Here is an 18,634-nt window from a genome sequence, read left to right as displayed (position 1 = left end):
CTCGCCACTTGGCCCAGGAGGGCAAGGATGGCGTTGAAGGCTGTCTTCGTCGGCATCGACCGGCATCAGAGTCCGAAGGTGCCGGAGCTTGGCGGAGCGAAGCGCGATGCCACCGCCCTATGGGCGCTGTTTACGGATTCCGTACCCGGTCTCGCGGCACGCCTCCTTGTCGATGAACAGGCGACGCTTTCCGACGTGCGGGACGCGGTCGTCGGTACCTTAAGCGCCGCGACCCCCGACGACATCGTAGTGCTGAGTTTCGCTGGTCATGGCTCTCCCGACGGCAGCCTGATCTTGTATGACACCGAACCGTCCGATCTCCCCGGCACGGCGCTATCGATGACCGTGCTGGCCGAGGCCTTCCGAACCACGAAAGCCAAGATCGTCCTTTGCATCCTCGATTGCTGCTTCAGCGGTCATGCGCCCGCCCGAGTGCTGGAGACGGCCGCCAAGCCACGCAGCGCCTTCGCGCTGACAGGCATCTTCGGTGAGGGCCGGATCCTCCTCGCGGCCTGCGCGCCGACCGAAGCCGCGTGGGAGCAGCCCGGCACTGGTCACGGCCTTCTGACGTACGCGACTATCGAGGCGATGAGCGGCACCGCTGGAGCTCCCATCAGCTTCCCGGAGGTCGCCGGCGAGATCATCCGCTTGGCGCGCGTCGAGGCGACGCGGATCGGTGTGACGCAAACGCCCGTCTTCCTCGGCACAGTGCAGGGCGGACTGGTCTTCCCGGCTCTGACGCGCGGCGCGAACTATGCTGCGGCTTTCCCCGCCATTCCGGTGCGCCAGATCACAGGCTCCTTCTCTGAACTAGCCGACGCAGGCCTGCCGCAGGAGATCGTCGACCAGTGGAAAGTGACGTTCCCGGGCGGCCTGAACGCATTGCAGCTCAAGGCCGTGAACGAGTTCGGCGTGCTCAACGGCAATTCGCTCCTCGTCGTGGCGCCGACCAGCAGCGGCAAGACTCTCGTCGGCGAGCTCGCGGCCATCCGCGCGGTCGCCGCCGGCAAGAAGGCCGTCTTCCTGCTGCCCTACCGCGCGCTGGTGAACGAGAAGTTCGAGGACTTCAGCGCTCGCTTCTCGCCTGCCGGCCTGCGCGTCGTCCGTTGCAGTGGCGATGCCTCCGACGGCATCGGTCCCGTATTGAGCGGACGGTACGACCTTGGTTTTTTCACGTATGAGATGTTCCTCAATCTGGCACTCTCCTCGCCGCGTCTGCTCAATCAGCTCGGTCTGGTCGTGCTGGACGAAGGCCAGTTCATCACCGATCCAAGCCGTGGCATCACCGTCGAATTGATTTTCGCGCTTCTGCTGCGCGCCCGCCAGCGCGGCATCGATCCTCAGCTCGTTGTCCTGTCTGCCGTGATCGGTAACCTCAACAGTTTCGACCGATGGCTCGACCTGCCGTTGCTGACATCGCGCGACCGTCCCGTCCCGCTCATCGAGGGCGTGCTCGACCGGCGCGGCACCTTCCAGTTCGTCGACATCGACGGAACGACAAAGACGGAGACCCTGGTCCCGCCCAGCCACATCGTTCAGCGCCGCGACAAACCGAGCTCGCAGGACGTGATCGTGCCGCTCGCCAAGCAGCTGGTCGGGCAAGGCGAGAAGATCATCGTCTTCCGCAACACGCGCGGCCCCGCACAAGGCTGCGCGCGCTATCTGGCGAATGAGCTGGGACTAGGCCCCGCCACCGACGTTCTCGCCGTCCTACCGACACAGGACCTGACGGCGGCATCCCAGGTCTTGCGCCTTTGCCTCCAAGGGGGCACTGCCTTTCACAACACCAATCTGCTCCGCGCTGAACGCGAGGCCGTCGAGCGCGGATACCGCGCGCAGGGCGGATACCGCGCGGAGGGCGGACAGATCCACGCCCTCGCGGCCACCACCACGCTCGCCGCCGGCATCAACAGCCCGGCCTCGACGGTTATCCTCGCGGAGAACGAGTTCCTTGGGGAGGACGGCCGCCCCTTCACAATCGCCGAGTACAAGAATATGGCCGGCCGCGCCGGCCGGCTCGGCTTCAACGAGACCGGCAAGGCCATCATCCTGGCGGAGACACCGGTCGAACGGGCCCAGCTGTTCCAGAAGTACGTCCTCGGAAGGCCCGAGGACGTCACGTCCTCGTTCAAGCAGCGCGATCTGCCGACCTGGATCCTTCGCCTGCTCAGCCAGGTCCGCGGCGTGCGGGCCGAGGATATCCCAGGACTGCTCGCCAACACCTTCGGCGGTTATTCGGCGTCTCTGGCAAATCCCCACTGGATCCGCCAGACCGAAGGCGACATCGCCGCGCTTGTCGACCGCCTGCTGCAGGCCGGCCTCGCCGAACGCGACGGCGACCTCGTCCGCCTGACGCTGCTCGGTCGCGCCTGCGGATCGTCGTCCCTCGCGTTTGAATCGAGCCTGCGCCTAATCGAGCTGATGCGTCAGCTGGACATCTCGCGCACCGCCCCGGTCACGGTGCTGGGCATCGTCCAGGTGCTCGCCGAGATGGACGCGATCTACACGCCGGTGATGAAGAAGGGCCGCGCCGAGTCCGTCCGCGCCAGCCAGGTCGGACAACGCTACGGGGCCGACATGGCACACTTCCTGCAACGCTACTGCGATGGCGATTTCGAATTCGTTGCGCGGTGCAAGCGCGCAGCCATCCTTTACGACTGGATCGAGGGCGTTCCCGTCGACGAGATCGAGCGACGCTACACAACAAACCTCCGCCAAGGCGTCATCAATTACGGCGACATCGCCCGCATCGCGGACGGCGCGCGCTTCCATCTCCGATCGGCGCACCAGATCCTGTCCGCTCTGTTCCCCGCGCAGCCCGACTTCCTGCTCGCGCTCGACGGGCTCCTCCGCCGCCTCGAGTTCGGTCTTCCTGCCGAGGCATTGGAGCTGATCGGGTTGCCCATTGCCTTGTCTCGCGGTCAGTATCTCGCCCTGTTCTCTGCCGGAGCACGGACCGTCGACGCAGCGCTTTCCTTGAGCCCCGAGACGTTGGAGCGGTGCGTCGGGAAAGCGCCAGCGAAGGCACTCGGCGAGATCGCGCAGGAAAGAGCATCCGCCGCGTAGTCTAAAACCGGGCTGAGCAGGTGTTGCGTGTCTTCAATCGCGAGCCAGCTCCGAACAACAGGGTCGCGAGCCGATCGCACGACTCTGAATGGCTAAAACGGGCCACCGCGTTTACACCGCCCAGAATGAACAACCTCTAGTAAATTCTGGAGATGCGGAGCAATTCACCTGCCATGACATTGAAATAACTAGCGTATTTCTGCTTGACAAACTTAGCATTGATTGCCACGCTAAGCAAATGGGTGATTCTACAAAAAGGCTGGCCGATTTTCTAGCGTCCGCCCGGACTGTGACCGGCAAGACACTCCGTGCCGTGCAAACCGAGACAGGCATCTCGAACGCTTACTTAAGTCAGTTGGAAACTGGGAAGATCAAGATGCCGGCTCCCCAGAATCTACATAAGCTCGCAGTCGCGTACGAAGTGCCCTACGAGCTCCTGTTGGAGCTGGCCGGATTCCCCGTTCCGAATTCTTCTGACATCGATGCGCCAAGCAAAGCCGCCGCGCGTATCGGATCGATTCCGATAACCGAAGAGGAGCAAAACGCCTTGGTCGAGTACCTGCAGTTCATCCGGTCCAGAAAACGGAGAGGGTGATGCGCTGGTCGTACTCTGCAAGCCGCACTTTTCGAAAATGCCAGCGGCAGTGGTACTTCAAAAGCATTGTTGCGAATGGTCGTGCAAAAGATCCGCTCCGACGGCGCGCTCACCTCCTATCGAAGTTGCAGACCTTGAGCGCATGGCGTGGGCAGATTGTCGACGACATCATCTCGAAAGTAATCGTGCCCGGGGTTAATCGCGGGACGCCAGTGATGCTCAGCAGCGTGAAGGTTCTCGCAAGAGAGCTTTACGAGCGTCAACTGAACTTTGCGCTCGAACATCCCATAAACGATCCCAATCTCCGCGTCGGAGAGGAAGGAGACGATTTTTGCCTACTCTACACGATGGAGTACGGCCCCCGGCCGTCTGATGGAGAGCTCGATCATGCTTGGGACGAGATAGAGCAAGCTCTCGTAAATCTCTATGAGATGGACGCAATCCGAACAGCCTTGAAGACGTCGAGTTTTGTCGCCGCGCAGAGGCCACTAAACGTCCCGTTGATCGACGGAGTAACCGCCTCCGCCAGGCCAGACGTGATCGCTTTCCAACGCGGCGCGCCGCCTATCATCATCGACTGGAAAGTTCACGCCCTTGCCGAGAACGACGCGTGGCTGCAGCTAGCGACCTACGCGATCGTCCTCAGTCGGTGCAAGCACAAGGATTTTCCGGAGGACTTTGAGTGCCGGCCGGAGCACATCCGTCTATTGGAAGTACAACTTTTGACGGGCTTGGTGCGTGAGCACGCTTTGGACATCGACCTGATTGAGGAAGCGGAGGATTATGCTGTTGAGTCCGCGTACGAAATGCATTGCCTCGTCGATGAACGAAAAAGCGTCGATGTAGAGATTGAGGATTTCCTTCCCGCTAGCTCCGCCGAGACGTGTCAGGCCTGCCAATTCCGCTCTCTTTGCTGGGAGAAGGTGAATGCCCACTGAAACGAACAGCTTCAAGATCGAAGGCCTGGAAACCCTCAAAGCCGAATACCGGCTTTTCCAGGTCGGCGGCTTGCGGCGCGATAGCATGGACTACTACGGCAACCTTCAGAAAATCCGCCGACGATTGAGCTCGCTGATGAGGGCACCGGTCGCGATGTATGAACGCGATGACGTCACGTTTGCTCTTATCCCCAAAGGCTACGGCGAACCGCCCAGCGAGGTGCTCCTCGTTGGCGGAGTTGCCATGCTTCGCGACACAATGGAAGTGATCGAGCTTACCTTCTGCCCGTATGGCTCTGCGCTCGACGCTGTGCGCATGCGCTTCCTCCAGTTTGCGGTTGAAGCCCCCCTCCTTCGGGATCCTAGGCTCTGGCGGCCGGGATCGGGTCTGCCATTCTATTTCAGAAGGCCCACCAAATCTCTCGGCGAGCTCGATCTGTATGACGGGTTCACGGTGCGCATCGTGCCGCACACGGACGGCGGCTATGGGATCGTTGTCGATCTGCGCCGCAAGCTTATCGCTCGATCACCGTTATCGACCTCAATCACGCGCGATGCCGTCGCTCGATTAAAGGGACGGTCCTGCCTCTACAAGATGGGAGACACCTGGTTCTCAGTCAAATTGTCCGGGTTGTCCGATGCAAAGGTGGGAGCGAGATCGATCCCACTCTCCGGCAGGGCCGTGAGCCTGATCGAGTACCTCCACGCCAGCATGCCGACACCCGTTCCACCGGCAGTGGCCAACCTGTCACCTGAAGGAGCTGCGATCTACTTCCGTACAAGTGGTCCAGAGCAAAAATCCGCCCCGGCAGCGTTGTGCTATCTGATTGAGGACACCCATGCGGCCTCGGGAGCGCAACATCAATCGGAGACGACTGCTGAACCTGCGGACCGACGCACCCAAATCGATCGCATCGTCCGGACATTCCTCGCATCACTCCAAGTGTCCGGGGCCGAGTTGAAGGTGGCTGACAAGCCTGGCGCGGCTGATGCCGAGCTCTTCCCGCTGCCGACGCTTCTGTTCGGTAACAACCGACGGCTGAAGCTGGGCGAGCAAGGGGACGACCTTACCCTCGTGCGAGACTACAGCAAAAACCGCCTCAAACTCCTTGAGGATCCCAACGCCGGTTTCTTCGAGCAGTCCGTGCTCTCGCGACAATACTTCATTGTTCCCAAAAGCATTCATAACAGTTCGGGCACACAATTTCTCTCTGATCTCAAAACGCAATTGAAGTCGCTCTACTCCTGCGGCGGAGAGTACGAGCCGGAGGTTATTGTATACGACGACCTCAATGGTTCGCGTGACTTCGCGGGGCAGTCGCGCGCCATTAGAGCAGCAATGGAGGCCGCCGAGGTGCGGCCCGGCTTTGCATTGGTCATGGTCCATCGCGCCGATCGACGCCCGCGTTCCGCGGACAAGCTAGCGGCGTGGGTCGTAAAGGAACTTGGCCAGAAATTCGAGCTGACGGCCTCTGTGATTCATACCGATATGGTCCGGCGGGCTTATACGATGCAGCGGCGGAACAACGAACTGCGATATGTTGCAAAGGACACAGAACAACGGCGCTTGCGCGGCTATGTCCGCAATGTCGTCTTGAACAAGATCCTTCTTACAAATGCCAAGTGGCCATTCGTGCTTAGTTCGAAGCTGAACGCTGACATTGTCATAGGCATCGACGTCAAGAATAGCACATCGGCCTTCACGTTGATCGCCGGCGGGGGTCGCATCATACGTTTCTTGACCAAACCGTCCCGCCAGAAGGAGCGGCTGCTCAAAAACCAGGTAGCACAATACGTCGTCGACCTTGTAAGCAAAGAGAAAACGAATTTAGGAAGCACGCCGATCGAAATCGTGGTTCATCGTGACGGACGAGCCTGGGACTCCGAGGTCGAGGGTCTCAAGGAGGCGTGCCGGAAGCTCGCGCTGGACGGCGTAATTTCGGACGATTGGCGGCTCACGGTCCTTGAGATCGCAAAGTCGGCGCCCGCCGCCATGCGTCTCTTCGATGTGACGCCAGGCCGGGACGGCGGCGCTCCGATCGTAAGCAATCCTCCGGTAGGTAGTTTTGTACGGATCGGGGACGCTGAGGGTTTCGTGTGCACCACTGGAGAGCCGTTCGCTATCCCCGGTACTGCCAAGCCCCTTCATGTCAAGCGCCGGCACGGCTCGATGGCAATCGACCTGTGCCTTGCCGATGTCTTCGATCTAAGTTGCCTGACATGGGGACGACCTGAAGGCGCAATGAGACTTCCGATCTCGATTAAGCTCTGCGATCGCAGATTGTTCGAGGAGGCAGAAGATGTAAACGAAGACGAAGTCGACTTTGGTATCGATGATGATGTGGCGGATGCATCATGAGCGACCTCAGCCTGCTGAATGGCATTTATGCAAATGTCGATTTCTTTGCGTCGTTGATCGATACCGTCATCGAGCATATGAGAACCGACGGCACAGCGAAGCCGGGCTCAGAGCAGATGCGACTTGGGCAACTTCTCGTCGACGCGAGGGATCACGGACAGTCCTCGCATTCCTACGAAGCCCTTATGTTGGACAGCCTCCTGCGATCGCCTACTGGCGAGCCTCTCGTTAACTTCGAACGCCTTGGGCGCCGCTTGCTCTCTGGGCAGGTCGACGCATCCGACCAGAAACAGCTGGAAAAATTGGCGACAGAACTGGAAAATGAACGCTCCGAGGTCGCTAACCGCCTCCGAGGACGTGCATGATCGAAGAGTATCTTGTTGGCTCGATCCAACAATCTCTCGAGCGCATTCGACAGCTAAAGAACATCATTCAAAATCGCTACCCGCGCGAATATGACGGCCTCCGGCAGAATTGTCTCAACAGGCTTGACCGCGCATCCGACGAACTCAACGCTCTAAGAAGGGAACGGATAGTCGACAGCAGGCTCCAAACGCCGCGGCGGGTGCGCGCGTTCAAGCGCGTTGTAGAGCGCGTACATGATGTCGAGAGTATTGGTGTATTCGCTCTCAATCGCGCAGGCACCGACGACAATTTCCTTAACCGTTTGATCACCGGCATCTGTGATGAGATCAAGTATCCACTTCTAACACCGGTGATCAGCCAGACGTCGCAGGACTATTTTCACGTCTACTCCGATTTCAACCTCCTTTGTCTGCCTCTCATCGAAAGCCGGTTTCTGCTTCATTTGCCCGATATCTACCACGAATTATGCCACACCCCATTCATCGCAGCCTCGACCTAACGCAGTTGTCTGGATATGAAGCCGCATTCTCGGATGCCGCCTTTGCGATGGTCCGCCACTTCCAAGCAGACGCGGATGCAGCTGATCGACTCGGCAACCAAGATGGGCGTCTTTTTCAAATCCAACTCTGGCGCACCTGCTGGAGCAAGAGCTGGCTGGAAGAGATGTTCTGCGATCTGTTTGGCTTGACCGCATCGGATCCTGCCTATGCCTGGTCTCACTATCATCTTTGCGTAAAGCGGGGCAGTGACCCGTTCCAAACGCCGCTCACCATCGGCACTACCCATCCAGCCGACGATGCGCGAATGCGGGCTCTTGTACTAATGCTCCGCAAAACTGAGGCTCATCGGAAGGATGCCGCGATGATCGAGCGTGCTTGGCGGGAGTTTTGTCATGTGATGAACTATCGGCCCTCCGCCGAATATCGCCAATGCTACGCAGAAGGCCTGCTTGTCCAAATCGTCGACGCGGCTCATCGGGGAATTCGAGCTATCGAAGTCATCCCGGCCGCTGACAATCCTACAGCGCCAATTATTGGGCTGCTTAATCAAGCATGGACTACTTTTTGGAATGCCCCCATCGATTACCAACAATGGGAGACGGATCGCGTCAAGGGGCTTAGGGACTCGCTTAACACGAGGCCCTGAACTTCCTTTTACAATCGCTTTTTGTCATCCCGGCCGTTTGGCCACGCCCCGAAGCCACAGCCACCGTTATTTTCTGTAGCCTATCGTTCAGCGCGTGCATTTCCAAGCGCCGCGGAGACACTAGCGCGGATTGGTGAGAAAAATTGAATGCTGAAGAACACTTGGCGACAGCTGCGACATAACTGGCATCTGACACTGCGCGACGTCTATCGGCGCGCAAGACAAAATCCGTCGATGGCTACCGGTTGGTTGATCTCGACAGCATGTCTGGTCATTGGTCTTTCGCTGTTCGTCGGTACCGGTCCAGAGATCCAGACCTACCTCTACGCGTTGATCCGGAGCGACTCGCCTTCGATTTACGGCTCCGCATATCAAGAAGGTTTGGCGAGGTTTCCAAGTCTTCGACAGTGGCTGATGGCCGGTCTTCAACCGCAATTTCTGCTAATCTCCACCTTCATCGTCGCATTCTCGTTCAACCGAAAGGGCGCGCGGAGCACTTTTGTAGCGACTGCATTGTCTGCTTTCCTAGCATTAATTGTCACCGACCTGGCTTTCGCAGCCCACTACAGCACGCTGTCCTTCGATTACGCACTAGAGAATGTGATCGCTGATGCATTCGGCTCGCTAGTCATCGCATTCCTTTTTGCCATAGTCCTGATCGCGGCAAATACTTGCTTCGTTCAGCTGCGAGCACCGCTCTTCTTCCGAGGACTTGCAGCTGGTTTCGTGGCTGTGCTCCTTGGAATCGTCATGAGCGCCGCCGCCTACTACACCACCGAATTTTTCTATCGACCAATACCGGTGAGGTTGGATGCCGTTCTCGACGCACCAGTGAACGGCTCGATCGGATTGGACATCCCAGCACACAAAAAAGACAGTGCAAACTCGAAGGAGCAAACAGTCGACGGGCCATTCCAGCTCCTGCCGCGGGATATCGAAGATGGTTCTCTTCGTTGGAATAGCCCTGCAGACGACCATAAATTTGTCGTTGGGTGGAATAGACTCGCGGACTTAACTAGCTTCGACGCAACCATCGAGTTCTTTGCGGATTGCTTCTCGGAGGCCATAAACAAAGCGACTTCGGTAGAAGACCATCAAATTAAGATTCGCGATATACGCCAGCTAGATGTTTCGTTCGACCAGGGCGCCGTTGAGTTCGGTACACTCGACCGGGCAAAGACGTCTGGCAAGATGATTACTCGCATCGGAAAGATCTCCGTTTTCTCTATCGATTTGGATCCTGGCTCGAAGAAAGCCAAAACCACGCAATTTGTGTCGGAGGACTCATCAATAACGGTGAAAAGCGATGGCGGCGATCTCGGCTACTATCTTAGCGCTCCTTTGTTTAAGGCCGTTGGCGCCGACTCGGGCGCGTCCAGCCGCTCGATGTCCATCAAAGCCAACGGAAACACCTCGGTGATCGAGATCGCGAAACCCCGAGCGCAACGCAAAATCGGAGAACTCAAGTGTCGGTCGGTTGAGCTTTCCGAAGCCATGAGGCGCGATCGAGTCGCGGTCGGGGGCGCAGAGGCCGTTTTCGGCGCGATGATCAGCATCAAGGAGAGATCAACATTGGGCTACGGCCAGGAGAAAAGCTCCCTCCATATCGATGGAGGGAATGGATGGATCTCGTTCCTCCGAAATGCCGATCAGGCAAGGAGCAATGATCATTTGGGGCACGTTGAGTTTCTTGCATTCAAGGGCAATATTCCCGCCATCGATATTGACGGTTCGGCGACCACGGCTCGGTCGATCGACGAATATTTTGCTTTCGGCGATTTTGTCGGCAGTTTTGAAGAATCGTCCAAGGTGCGTTTTGCGGGCGGCGCCAAGGCACTTTGGAAAAATGGCCAGCGCGCGAACCCGACAAAGTGGGAGAAGCTGAGTTGGGAGCAGCGGACAGCCATGATGACGGTACTTTTCAGCTTGATCGCGTCGGTCATCGGCTATGTCACTCTACAGATACGCGGTGACATCGATACAAACTGGCGTAACCGGTTGTAGCCAGGGAATCGTATTGGGTCGCTAGCGAGAACGACTGATGCCCGCCAGTTCAGTCCCTTCCTGCAGAGGTCAACTTCGCCGGTGGTCGCCCCGGATCGGGGCGGTCGAGCCGGGATTCGAAGGCGCCGATGGCCTCGGACTAGGACCTTGTGAATAGCGACGGACTTATCGACGGGTTGTCCGGCAAAAACAACCGCCAGAGGGCCGACCGCGAAACCGACTCCTCGAGATCACTCTGCAGACTACGATGACCATGATTGCGAACGCCGGCCGATAGCCCTTGCGACAGGTGCGCAGCAGCTCGGCGATGGTAGCATCCAATCTGAGGCCCTTGCCTCCCAACAAGAACAGATCCGCGCAGCCAGAAGCGGGTCCATCCTTCTGGAAGCACTCCGACAGCCCGTCGTCATTCGCACTGGCGGGTCCGACAAGTCCTGCGGGGGGCGCCCGACCCGCCGGAACAAGGCTCGCTGCAAGGCCGCCTCGCTCTCGTAAATCGGCGGCAGCGGCCAGCTCAAACCCGCTTCACGCGCTCGCAGCAGGTAGGTGGCAACCGAACTCTTGCTGATCTGCAGCCGTTCCGAGATCTCCCGAACCGACAGGTCCTGCTCGTACGTCAGCCTCAGGATCGATCGTAGGTCCTTCACAGTGGTTCGTTTCGCTTGCTTCCGTCTCGGCATTGCCCCTCTCAAACTCAGCTTGAAAGAGAACATTGCCTGAACGGCGCTCCCGAAAACCAACCTCCCGCAACTGTCCGCGATTTAGCGGAATCCCTGTCCCGGAATTACTGAAATCGCTGTCCGCGAATTAGCGAAATTGCTGTCCGGAAATTGCCGAAACACGCAGTCAGCGTCGACAAGACACCAACTGGACACTCGATGCGGGGGGTCTCGGCGTCGATCAGCTCCTGCATCTCATGCGCCATTTAGCGCCTTCGTTGGAGCCGCAGATGCCGCGCAGATGTTGCAGGGTCCCGAGAATCTCGGCCAATCGCTGCAGCTCGCCATCGAAGGGTGCAACCACGCGCTGCGCCCGGGCGGGCGTCGCAAGGGATGTCGAGATTAAGATCGCAACGGCGAGAGAGGCTTTGATCATCAGGAGTTTCAGAAGCTGCTGATTCCGCTCGATGTCGCCCACGATTCCGGAATGATCTCGCCCACCGTTCCGATTTGATGTCGCCCGCCATTCCGGGATGATGTCGCCCGGGGTATCGCAAGGGCGAACCCGGGGTGACGAGGCCTCTTCTGGCTCCGATACGGTCCCGCCTTTCGGCTTTGCGAAGGGGGACCTGGATGCCGACGGAGAGGTTTGCGATGCGCCATGTGCGCGATGTGATCAGATTGAAGTCGGCCGGGATGCCGACCCGCGAGATTGCGCGGCGGGTGGGGACAGCCCCTTCGACGGTGCGGTTGACGATCCACCGGTTCGAGGCGGCGGGGCTGACCTGGCCATTGCCCGACGACATCACCGACGCTGCGCTGGAAGCCCGGCTGTTCGCCAGCGCGGGAGCCGGTCCCGGCACCCGGCGGGGCCATCGCCGGCAGGCCGAGCCGGACTGGACGGCGGTACACCGCGAACTCCGGCGCAAGCATGTGACGCTGTCGATCCTGTGGGACGAGTACATCGCGGGCGAACCCGGCGGGTATCGTTATTCGCGGTTCTGCGAGCTCTACCGCGCCTGGGAAGGCCGCCTGTCGGTGACGATGCGCCAGTCGCATATGGCCGGCGACAAGCTGTTCGTCGACTATGCCGGCGACGGCGTGCCGGTGGTAATCGACCGGTTCACCGGCGAGCGACGCGCCGCGCAGATCTTCGTCGCGGTGCTCGGCGCATCGAGCTTCACCTACGCGCAGGCGACCTGGACGCAGGGGCTCGCCGACTGGATCAGCGGCCACGTCGGCGCCTTCGAGGCGATCGGCGGCGTGCCGGCGCTGCTGGTGCCGGACAATACCAAGGTCGCAGTGATCAAGGCCTGCCTCTACGACCCGCAGATCAACGCAGCTACGCCGACATGGCGGCGCATTACGGCACCGCCATTCTGCCGGCCAGGCCGCGACGGCCACGGGACAAGGCGAAGGTCGAACAGGCGGTCCTCATGGTCGAGCGCTGGCTGCTCGGGCGGCTGCGCCACCGCACCTTCCACAGCCTCGCCGAGGTCAACGCGGCGATCACCGAGCTAATGACCCGGCTCGGCGCTCGGCAACAAGGCCTGCCGCGACAATCGCTCCGTGCTCTATCAGCGTGTCCCGCGGCTGTTCACCGATCTCGCTTTGGCGCGCGGCGACGGCCGCCACCCGCGGCTCCTGCGGGCGCTCGGCCGCATCGATCTGCTCATCCTCGACGACTGGGGCCTCGAGCCGCTCGACGCCGCAGCCCGCCACGACCTCCTCGAGATCCTCGAGGACCGCTACGGCCGCCGCTCCACCACTGTCACCAGCCAGTTCCCCGTCGATCAATGGCACGCGCTGATCGGCGATCCCACCTACGCCGATGCCGTCCTCGACCGCCTGGTCCCCAACGCCCACCGGATCGATCTCAACGGCGAGAGCCTGCGGCGAACCCGCAAACCCGATCGAAAGGCCTGAGCCAGTGGCGCTGTGGACATGCCCCTGCGCTTGGACAACGCAAAGAGCGTTGCCCACATGCCCACAGCAGACCAACAGCAGACGAAGAAGGGCCTCAAGCCGCGATTCAAGGTTGCCCCCGCGGCTTCACCGAAGCCAGAAACCAAACAGCCAGAATGCCTCGCGCCCCGGGCGACATCAAATCGGAATGGTGGGCGAGATCATCTCGGAATCCTGGGCGAGATCAAATCGGTACACCCGGGCGAGATCATCGGAATCCGCAGGAATCTCCTAGTATGGCCCCTCAATGCGACATCGCCAAGGCGGACGAAGCGCGATTCATCCGATGCCGATGTCGGTGATCCTGGCCGCAGGTGATGCTTTTTGTCGATTTCAACCAGCTTGTGGGCGATCGAAGAGAAGAACGCGACCGCCGGGCAGGTTTCGGCCGCAGGGCTCACCATGAATCAAGAAACGTGGCGCGGCGGCTGGTGCTGGAAAGGCGGCTGCCGGCACAGAATGGGCACCTGCACGACGGTTTGTCCATCGTAAGCTGCCGACGCGGTGCATGCTTGGACTCCACCACTTGATTGCCAAAATGTAACTCGCGGGAAGCACCTGAAGTCAAATGGACCTGCCGAACAGTTGGCTGCCTCGTCAAACCGAGCTTGTCGGCTGGGGCAGCGCCTGCGGAACTAATGATTTCACCGCTGCGCGCCTTGGTCTCTCAACAACTTTTCCACCGATGGAGCTCTCGTCCCATAGCGGCTTTCGGCCGTACGCCCTCCCTCGCCTCGCGCGCGGGATTTTCGTCGCTCGGCAAGACCGAAAGGCCCAGATCGACGGCAGCGCACTTTCCAAAGCGCAAAAGCACGTTGGCAGCGATGGGCGAGGCCTCACGATCGATCTTTACGTACCGCCGCAGAGCAATGATAGACATCTCTGTGGCGGTTGGGAGCCTCATAGTTCGAGGCCACGCTCTGCGAGCACACGGTCCATGACCTCGCGTTTGATCTCGCCAGCGATCTCGTTTCGGACCTGGGCTCCAAGCACCCGCTCGGCATCCGCGTCGCCCAGCAGACCATGCTCGGCCAATCGCTGACCGAGGCGGTTTTGAAACTCCTCGCCCATGGCTTCGTGCACCCGGTCTTGCATCGCGGTATGTTCGTCCGGAGCGATGCGCTCCAGCACGGTCTCCCAGGGTTGCCAGCGGCTTGCCATGTACTCGGTGAACTGGCTTGCTTCCAGCTCCCGGACCAGGTCCAACGCCTTCGTCGCATCATCCTCGCTTACGTCAGAGACCGCCAAGAAGTGCATGTCGGGGGCGACGTGACTGAGCTCCAGCGGCTCGCGCAGCCGATGTTGATAGGCCAGGTAGACTTCGACGTCGTCTACGTTCGGGTTGCCGCGAGCAAGCGAGTTGACCTTGTCGCGCGCGATCTCATCCAGCGCCTCCAGGCGAAACGCGAGACGGCCGCACTGGATCAGTTCGCCAAGCCGGTTGTCATATAGCCCCTTCTTGACGTCAGCGTTGAGGCGCGCCGTCTGCATACCGTTCCAGTGCAACGTAACACGATCCTCGCAGCTGGTGTTGGCCTCGGAAGCCTGTGCAAAATACTGCTCGCGCAATTCCGCATTGGCAGCCGCCTGCCGCAGATCATTAGCGACCGCCTGCCGAAACGCGTCAATGCTGTAGTTCACAGTGCCTCGTAGCCTCTCGAGGAACTGTGCATAGTCCTGGGCGCCTGGCTCATCCGCAAAGTGCTGCCATTCGGCCAGCGCGGCCGGGTCGTCTGCAAGCCAGTGTGCCGCAGCCTCATGCAGGGATTGCTGCGCAAGCTGCGGTGGTGGCGCTTCAGCCGCCGCCAGATGAGCGAGTACGTCGTCCGGCAGCGGGTTATCCCCAAACTCGGGGCTCTCCAGATGCGGGTAGTAAAGGCTATTCATCGGCACGAGAGCATCTAAAAGCCCTTCAGGCAGGCTGGTCAGCTGGTTACCGCTGACGTTGAGCGACTGGAGCGTGCTCGGAAGTGGGTCGGGAAGGCTGGCCAATTGATTGCTGCTGACATTGAGTTCAATGAGCCGCGACGGGAGCGACTCGGGCAGATCGGTCAACTGATTGCCGCCGACCGCAAGCGAGGTGAGCCCGCTCGGGAGAGCGTCCGGCAGGCTGGTTAGCCGGTTGTCGTTGGCGTTCAGGATTTCGAGCGCGGCCGGAAGGTTGGCCGGCAGACTGATCAATCTATTGTCGGCGACCTCCAGCATAGAGAGGGTCGCCGGAAGATCGTCCGGTAAACTGGTCAAGCGATTATGGCTGATGAAAAGACGCTGGAGACCGGGTGGGAACATGGCAGGCAGGCTGCTTAGCTCGTTATGCCTGGCGCGCAGTTCCAGCATTCTTGGCGGCAGGGCGGTAGGCAAAGCGGTCAGCGAGAGTGAGGATAAGTCCAGCGCGCGCGCGCCTGTGTTCTCCGTATTCCTGATTCGTGTGCGCCCCTGCCGCCGATTCTCGGCCTCGCCCTGCCCCACTTCGGCAACCCAGTTGTCGATGACCCGCGCGCGCGCGGAAGCCGGGGTCCGATAGCCCGTCAAGGTTTCGACCAAATTCGCCACGGTGCGGTTGAAGCCGCCGAGGTAGCTTTCCTGGTCCGCCTCTTCGGAAGGCGCCGAGGAAGAAGAACCTGCGTTCCACTGTGCCCGTCCCGCGTCCATCAATTTCTCCATCATCACAAACAACAATACCCCACCCCCTGCTTCTCGAACTTGCGAAGCAGGCGGTTGCACAGCGCGAATGTCACTCGATAACCGCTAGAAGTGCTCTACGGCCCGGTCGGAGTGGGTACGGGTTCACACGAGTCCAAGCGCGGCAAATGGATCGATGCTGCTGCGAATTTTGCTGCCATTTCGTTGACCAGATAAGTCCGGTAGGACCGTTCCCGGGGCAGCGATCTGCCGTTAACAGGCCTACCTGTCGATCAGCTGACAAGTGTCGCTGCAGAACCTCAGGGGCGCTCGTTTGCCACGGGTGAGCGAAATAATCCAGCTTGGAGTGAACCGGTCAAGCTTCGCAAAGACCGGCTCGACACTGACTGCCTTGGGGCATCTGAGAGGGGCGCCTTGAACTTGCCCCGTTCGGACCGCCTGCCGCCCGTCGTTTCCGGCTACGCGGCCGAAAATGCTCCGGTGGCCGCCGTTGAGCTAAAGCGCCCTCGCGGCTCTGGGGCTCTATACTGAAGCCGCTGCCGCCTTGGTATCCCCAGAAACGTGTAGGCTGGAGATGACTACCCTCGGCCGGGATCGAGTCACTGTTCCAAAATCGTCGCACCGACAGTCATTCCGGCTTCGATGCCATCGTTGCCACCTTCCGGTGATAGTCTGTCAGCTTATCGAAAGCTAAGTGTCTTAGGTCCTAGAGCAGGTCACCATGGGTTGAGTCTACTCAGCTTCGTAGGGAGGGTGAGATGGATCCTTTTGAGGCAGGACAGATTCAGCGCGGCGGAGGCATCCCTTCTGCATCTTCCGGACAAGAGGGCGGGCAAAACGGAGCGGCGGCGCAGTGGAACGCAGTCGTGACCGGCTACGCAGCAAACTCCGGGCACTCAGCCCATGCAGAGGAGGACGAAGAGGAGGTACTTGAGAATTGGGCTGCTGAACCGGAGGTAGGCCCGCTCGAGGATCGGGAGGAAGCGGTACGCCGAGTGAATGCTATCGGTGAGGCCCTTACACTGGATCTTGAATCGCTGTCCCTTACAAGCCTGCCTAGGCTTCCGAGCGCCATCGTTGTGCTTGATCTGCCGTTCAACCGGCTGACCACTCTGCCCGAAAGCCTCCCTGCTTCGCTCCGGCGTCTTGACGTCAGGGGCAATCAGCTGACCAGCCTGCCCGCACTTCCAAGCGAGCTCAGAGGCCTGGACGCGAGCTCCAACCGGCTGAGAAGCTTGCCTGAGGTTCTACCTGCTGCGCTGGAGTTTCTCGACCTCAGCCACAATCAGTTGCTAGATCTGCCCGAAGTCCTCCCTGCTTCTCTCCAGTCTCTCTACGCGAGCCACAATCAGTTGACGAATCTGCCAGCGGTCCTTCCTGCCGCGCTCCAGTTTCTCGACGTCAGCGAAAACCAACTCACGCGTTTGCCGGAGGCCCTCCCTGCTTCACTGGAATTTCTCGACGCCAGCCAAAACCAGTTGACGAGTTTGCCCGAGGACCTGCTGATGCGGTTTGGCGCTGATGGCAGGATCGTTCTGACTGAAAATCCGTTGCCCGAGCAGGTGTTAGCGAATCTGGATACAATACTTAACGCCGATGACTATGTTGGTCCGACCGTCTACCTTTCGCGCGATGACGAGAGTGAGTCGTCCGGGACGGACGATGGGCCGGCCGATGCTCTCATCGAAAAGGTCGCAGACTGGCTCCGCGGCAATCCACAGGAGGCTGATCGAGAGGTGCTGGCAGCTTGGCAGGGCCTTGCTGAAGAGCCGGGCGCCCGGGAATACACGCTCTTCCTTGGCAAACTGTTTGACTCCGTGAACTCTGGTAATGAAGAATTCCGCCAGTCGGTCGCCGATGATCTGCGGCAGGCGGCGAAAGACCCGCAATTGTGCAAGCGCTACTTCCAACTGGCCCTGGATGCCAACCAGAGCTGCGAGGATCGCCGAACTTTGACTTGGAACGGCATGCAGACCGCACGGCTCATCGCAGACGTCGAGAACGGCGCCTATAACAACAAGGCTCGGCTTCCCGATCTCATCGATCTAGGGCGGGTCATGTTTCGCCTGGACGCGCTGGAGAGAATTGCGCGCGAGAAGGTTCACTCGCTAGGCTCGGGCAACAACGTCGAAGACATCGACGCCATTGAGGTCTTTCTTGCTTATCAAAATAAGCTCCGCGAGCGACTGGGATTGCAACACGTCGCGCCGAACATGCGCTTCTTTGAAGTCTCCGGCGTCACCGACGCTGACGTTGATAGCGCAGAGGCATCCGTGCGGGAGAGGGAGGCGACGGAATTCGCCGACTATTTGGCGGTGGACTGGCAACCTTGGGACGACGTTGTGCGTCACATCGCCCCCAAAGACCATGCCACGGCGCACGACGAGCTCATTGCTGCAATGGGGCCGGAGTTCGCCAGGCGGCTGCAGCAACAGCTCACCGACAAAAGTTTGATCGGGGTCGAAGCTGACCTTGTCGAGGATGCCAAGCTAGCGTTGGGTGCCGCAGTTCGTAGGGAAATCGCCCGTGAGATCAAGGGCGCCCTCAGAGACAAGGTGCTCAATGATCACGGCCTCAAACTGTAAATCGGCTTTTGCTGCAGAAAGCTGCTAAGTCCTGTTGCAGTCTCCCTCTGGTGCGGCGGTGGGTCGCCGAGAGATTCGCGTGATGCGCAGCGAGTGCTGAGGAACGCCGATCTAAGCACCGGCGTTGCTCGATTCATCCATCGGTGTCCGCTTAAAGCGACGATGGCCGATCTCGCGATGATGCGGATGTCCTCGGCCGCTACCCCCGAGGGCCGCATGGATAGAGCGAATTGCCGAAATCATGGAGAAGATACGCGTCTTTGTATGGCTCCCGATCCAGGGTGGAAGAACGTCGGACTCCACCGTAG

General features: G+C 59.9%; 11 protein-coding genes and 3 pseudogenes. 11 read left to right on the top strand and 3 right to left on the bottom strand.

Annotated elements, in window-relative coordinates; all coding sequences use genetic code 11:
* Positions 1 to 27 precede the first annotated feature (27 nt).
* The 8 genes from ACVI1L_RS24815 to ACVI1L_RS24780 all read left to right on the top strand — a co-directional run bounded on the left by ACVI1L_RS24815 (position 28) and on the right by ACVI1L_RS24780 (position 10,474).
* On the top strand, positions 28 to 3,066 hold the full coding sequence (locus ACVI1L_RS24815; RefSeq protein WP_253640632.1) for a DEAD/DEAH box helicase: 3,039 nt from the start codon (positions 28 to 30) through the stop codon (positions 3,064 to 3,066).
* 88 nt (positions 3,067 to 3,154) lie between these two features.
* Positions 3,155 to 3,661, top strand: a complete 507-nt coding sequence (locus ACVI1L_RS24810) for a helix-turn-helix domain-containing protein (RefSeq protein WP_456784085.1) — start codon at positions 3,155 to 3,157, stop codon at positions 3,659 to 3,661.
* Entirely contained in the window at positions 3,661 to 4,599 is a 939-nt protein-coding gene (locus ACVI1L_RS24805) for a PD-(D/E)XK nuclease family protein (protein WP_253640634.1), read from the top strand. The genes ACVI1L_RS24810 and ACVI1L_RS24805 overlap by 1 nt, the downstream gene beginning before the upstream one ends.
* On the top strand, positions 4,589 to 6,958 hold the full coding sequence (locus ACVI1L_RS24800; protein WP_456784084.1) for a hypothetical protein: 2,370 nt from the start codon (positions 4,589 to 4,591) through the stop codon (positions 6,956 to 6,958). Before ACVI1L_RS24805 ends, ACVI1L_RS24800 begins: the two co-directional genes overlap by 11 nt.
* Complete coding sequence (locus ACVI1L_RS24795; protein WP_253640636.1) at positions 6,955 to 7,323, top strand: hypothetical protein; 369 nt, start codon at positions 6,955 to 6,957, stop codon at positions 7,321 to 7,323. Before ACVI1L_RS24800 ends, ACVI1L_RS24795 begins: the two co-directional genes overlap by 4 nt.
* Positions 7,320 to 7,823 carry a hypothetical protein gene (locus ACVI1L_RS24790; RefSeq protein WP_456784083.1) on the top strand — a complete coding sequence of 168 codons (504 nt, stop codon included), beginning with the start codon at positions 7,320 to 7,322 and terminating at the stop codon, positions 7,821 to 7,823. The genes ACVI1L_RS24795 and ACVI1L_RS24790 overlap by 4 nt, the downstream gene beginning before the upstream one ends.
* A gap of 5 nt (positions 7,824 to 7,828) precedes the next feature.
* Positions 7,829 to 8,470 (top strand): hypothetical protein, encoded by a 642-nt coding sequence (locus tag ACVI1L_RS24785; protein ID WP_456784082.1) that lies wholly within the window; start codon positions 7,829 to 7,831, stop codon positions 8,468 to 8,470.
* Positions 8,471 to 8,617: 147 nt separating this feature from the next.
* Positions 8,618 to 10,474 (top strand): hypothetical protein, encoded by a 1,857-nt coding sequence (locus ACVI1L_RS24780; RefSeq protein ID WP_456784081.1) that lies wholly within the window; start codon positions 8,618 to 8,620, stop codon positions 10,472 to 10,474.
* Positions 10,475 to 10,893: 419 nt separating this feature from the next.
* On the opposite strand, the pseudogene ACVI1L_RS24775 reads toward ACVI1L_RS24780, so the two are convergent.
* Positions 10,894 to 11,154: pseudogene (locus ACVI1L_RS24775) on the bottom strand (sigma factor-like helix-turn-helix DNA-binding protein); the annotation flags it as partial.
* A gap of 220 nt (positions 11,155 to 11,374) precedes the next feature.
* Complete coding sequence (locus ACVI1L_RS24770) at positions 11,375 to 11,611, bottom strand: TIGR02301 family protein (RefSeq protein ID WP_456784080.1); 237 nt, start codon at positions 11,609 to 11,611, stop codon at positions 11,375 to 11,377.
* Positions 11,612 to 11,787: 176 nt separating this feature from the next.
* On the opposite strand from ACVI1L_RS24770, the pseudogene istA reads away from it, so the two are divergent.
* Positions 11,788 to 12,701, top strand: a pseudogene (gene istA, locus ACVI1L_RS24765) (IS21 family transposase); the annotation flags it as partial.
* Positions 12,667 to 13,059, top strand: a pseudogene (locus tag ACVI1L_RS24760) (ATP-binding protein); the annotation flags it as partial. The pseudogenes istA and ACVI1L_RS24760, both read left to right, overlap by 35 nt.
* A 939-nt stretch (positions 13,060 to 13,998) precedes the next feature.
* Here the strand turns inward: ACVI1L_RS24760 and nopM are convergent.
* Positions 13,999 to 15,750 carry a T3SS effector NEL-type E3 ubiquitin ligase NopM gene (nopM, locus tag ACVI1L_RS24755; RefSeq protein ID WP_456784079.1) on the bottom strand — a complete coding sequence of 584 codons (1,752 nt, stop codon included), beginning with the start codon at positions 15,748 to 15,750 and terminating at the stop codon, positions 13,999 to 14,001.
* Between the two features lie 749 nt (positions 15,751 to 16,499).
* On the opposite strand from nopM, the gene ACVI1L_RS24750 reads away from it, so the two are divergent.
* Positions 16,500 to 18,326: an NEL-type E3 ubiquitin ligase domain-containing protein gene (locus ACVI1L_RS24750; protein WP_456784078.1), complete on the top strand. Its 1,827-nt coding sequence runs from the start codon at positions 16,500 to 16,502 to the stop codon at positions 18,324 to 18,326.
* Positions 18,327 to 18,634: the final 308 nt, after the last annotated feature.

This window comes from Bradyrhizobium sp. USDA 4516, from assembly GCF_054055915.1.
Note: the sequence above shows the minus strand (reverse complement) of the source record. Positions and strands in the feature narration are given on the sequence as shown.

What these genes read in the sequence shown, in the direction of transcription:
- ACVI1L_RS24790 (WP_456784083.1), top strand. Translation starts at nt 7,320, where the DNA reads ATGATCGAAGAGTATCTTGTTGGCTCGATCCAACAATCTCTCGAGCGC.
- ACVI1L_RS24750 (WP_456784078.1), top strand. Translation starts at nt 16,500, where the DNA reads ATGGATCCTTTTGAGGCAGGACAGATTCAGCGCGGCGGAGGCATCCCT.
- nopM (WP_456784079.1), bottom strand. Translation starts at nt 15,750, where the DNA reads ATGGACGCGGGACGGGCACAGTGGAACGCAGGTTCTTCTTCCTCGGCG.
- ACVI1L_RS24805 (WP_253640634.1), top strand. Translation starts at nt 3,661, where the DNA reads ATGCGCTGGTCGTACTCTGCAAGCCGCACTTTTCGAAAATGCCAGCGG.
- ACVI1L_RS24780 (WP_456784081.1), top strand. Translation starts at nt 8,618, where the DNA reads ATGCTGAAGAACACTTGGCGACAGCTGCGACATAACTGGCATCTGACA.
- ACVI1L_RS24795 (WP_253640636.1), top strand. Translation starts at nt 6,955, where the DNA reads ATGAGCGACCTCAGCCTGCTGAATGGCATTTATGCAAATGTCGATTTC.
- ACVI1L_RS24800 (WP_456784084.1), top strand. Translation starts at nt 4,589, where the DNA reads ATGCCCACTGAAACGAACAGCTTCAAGATCGAAGGCCTGGAAACCCTC.
- ACVI1L_RS24810 (WP_456784085.1), top strand. Translation starts at nt 3,155, where the DNA reads ATGGCTAAAACGGGCCACCGCGTTTACACCGCCCAGAATGAACAACCT.
- ACVI1L_RS24815 (WP_253640632.1), top strand. Translation starts at nt 28, where the DNA reads ATGGCGTTGAAGGCTGTCTTCGTCGGCATCGACCGGCATCAGAGTCCG.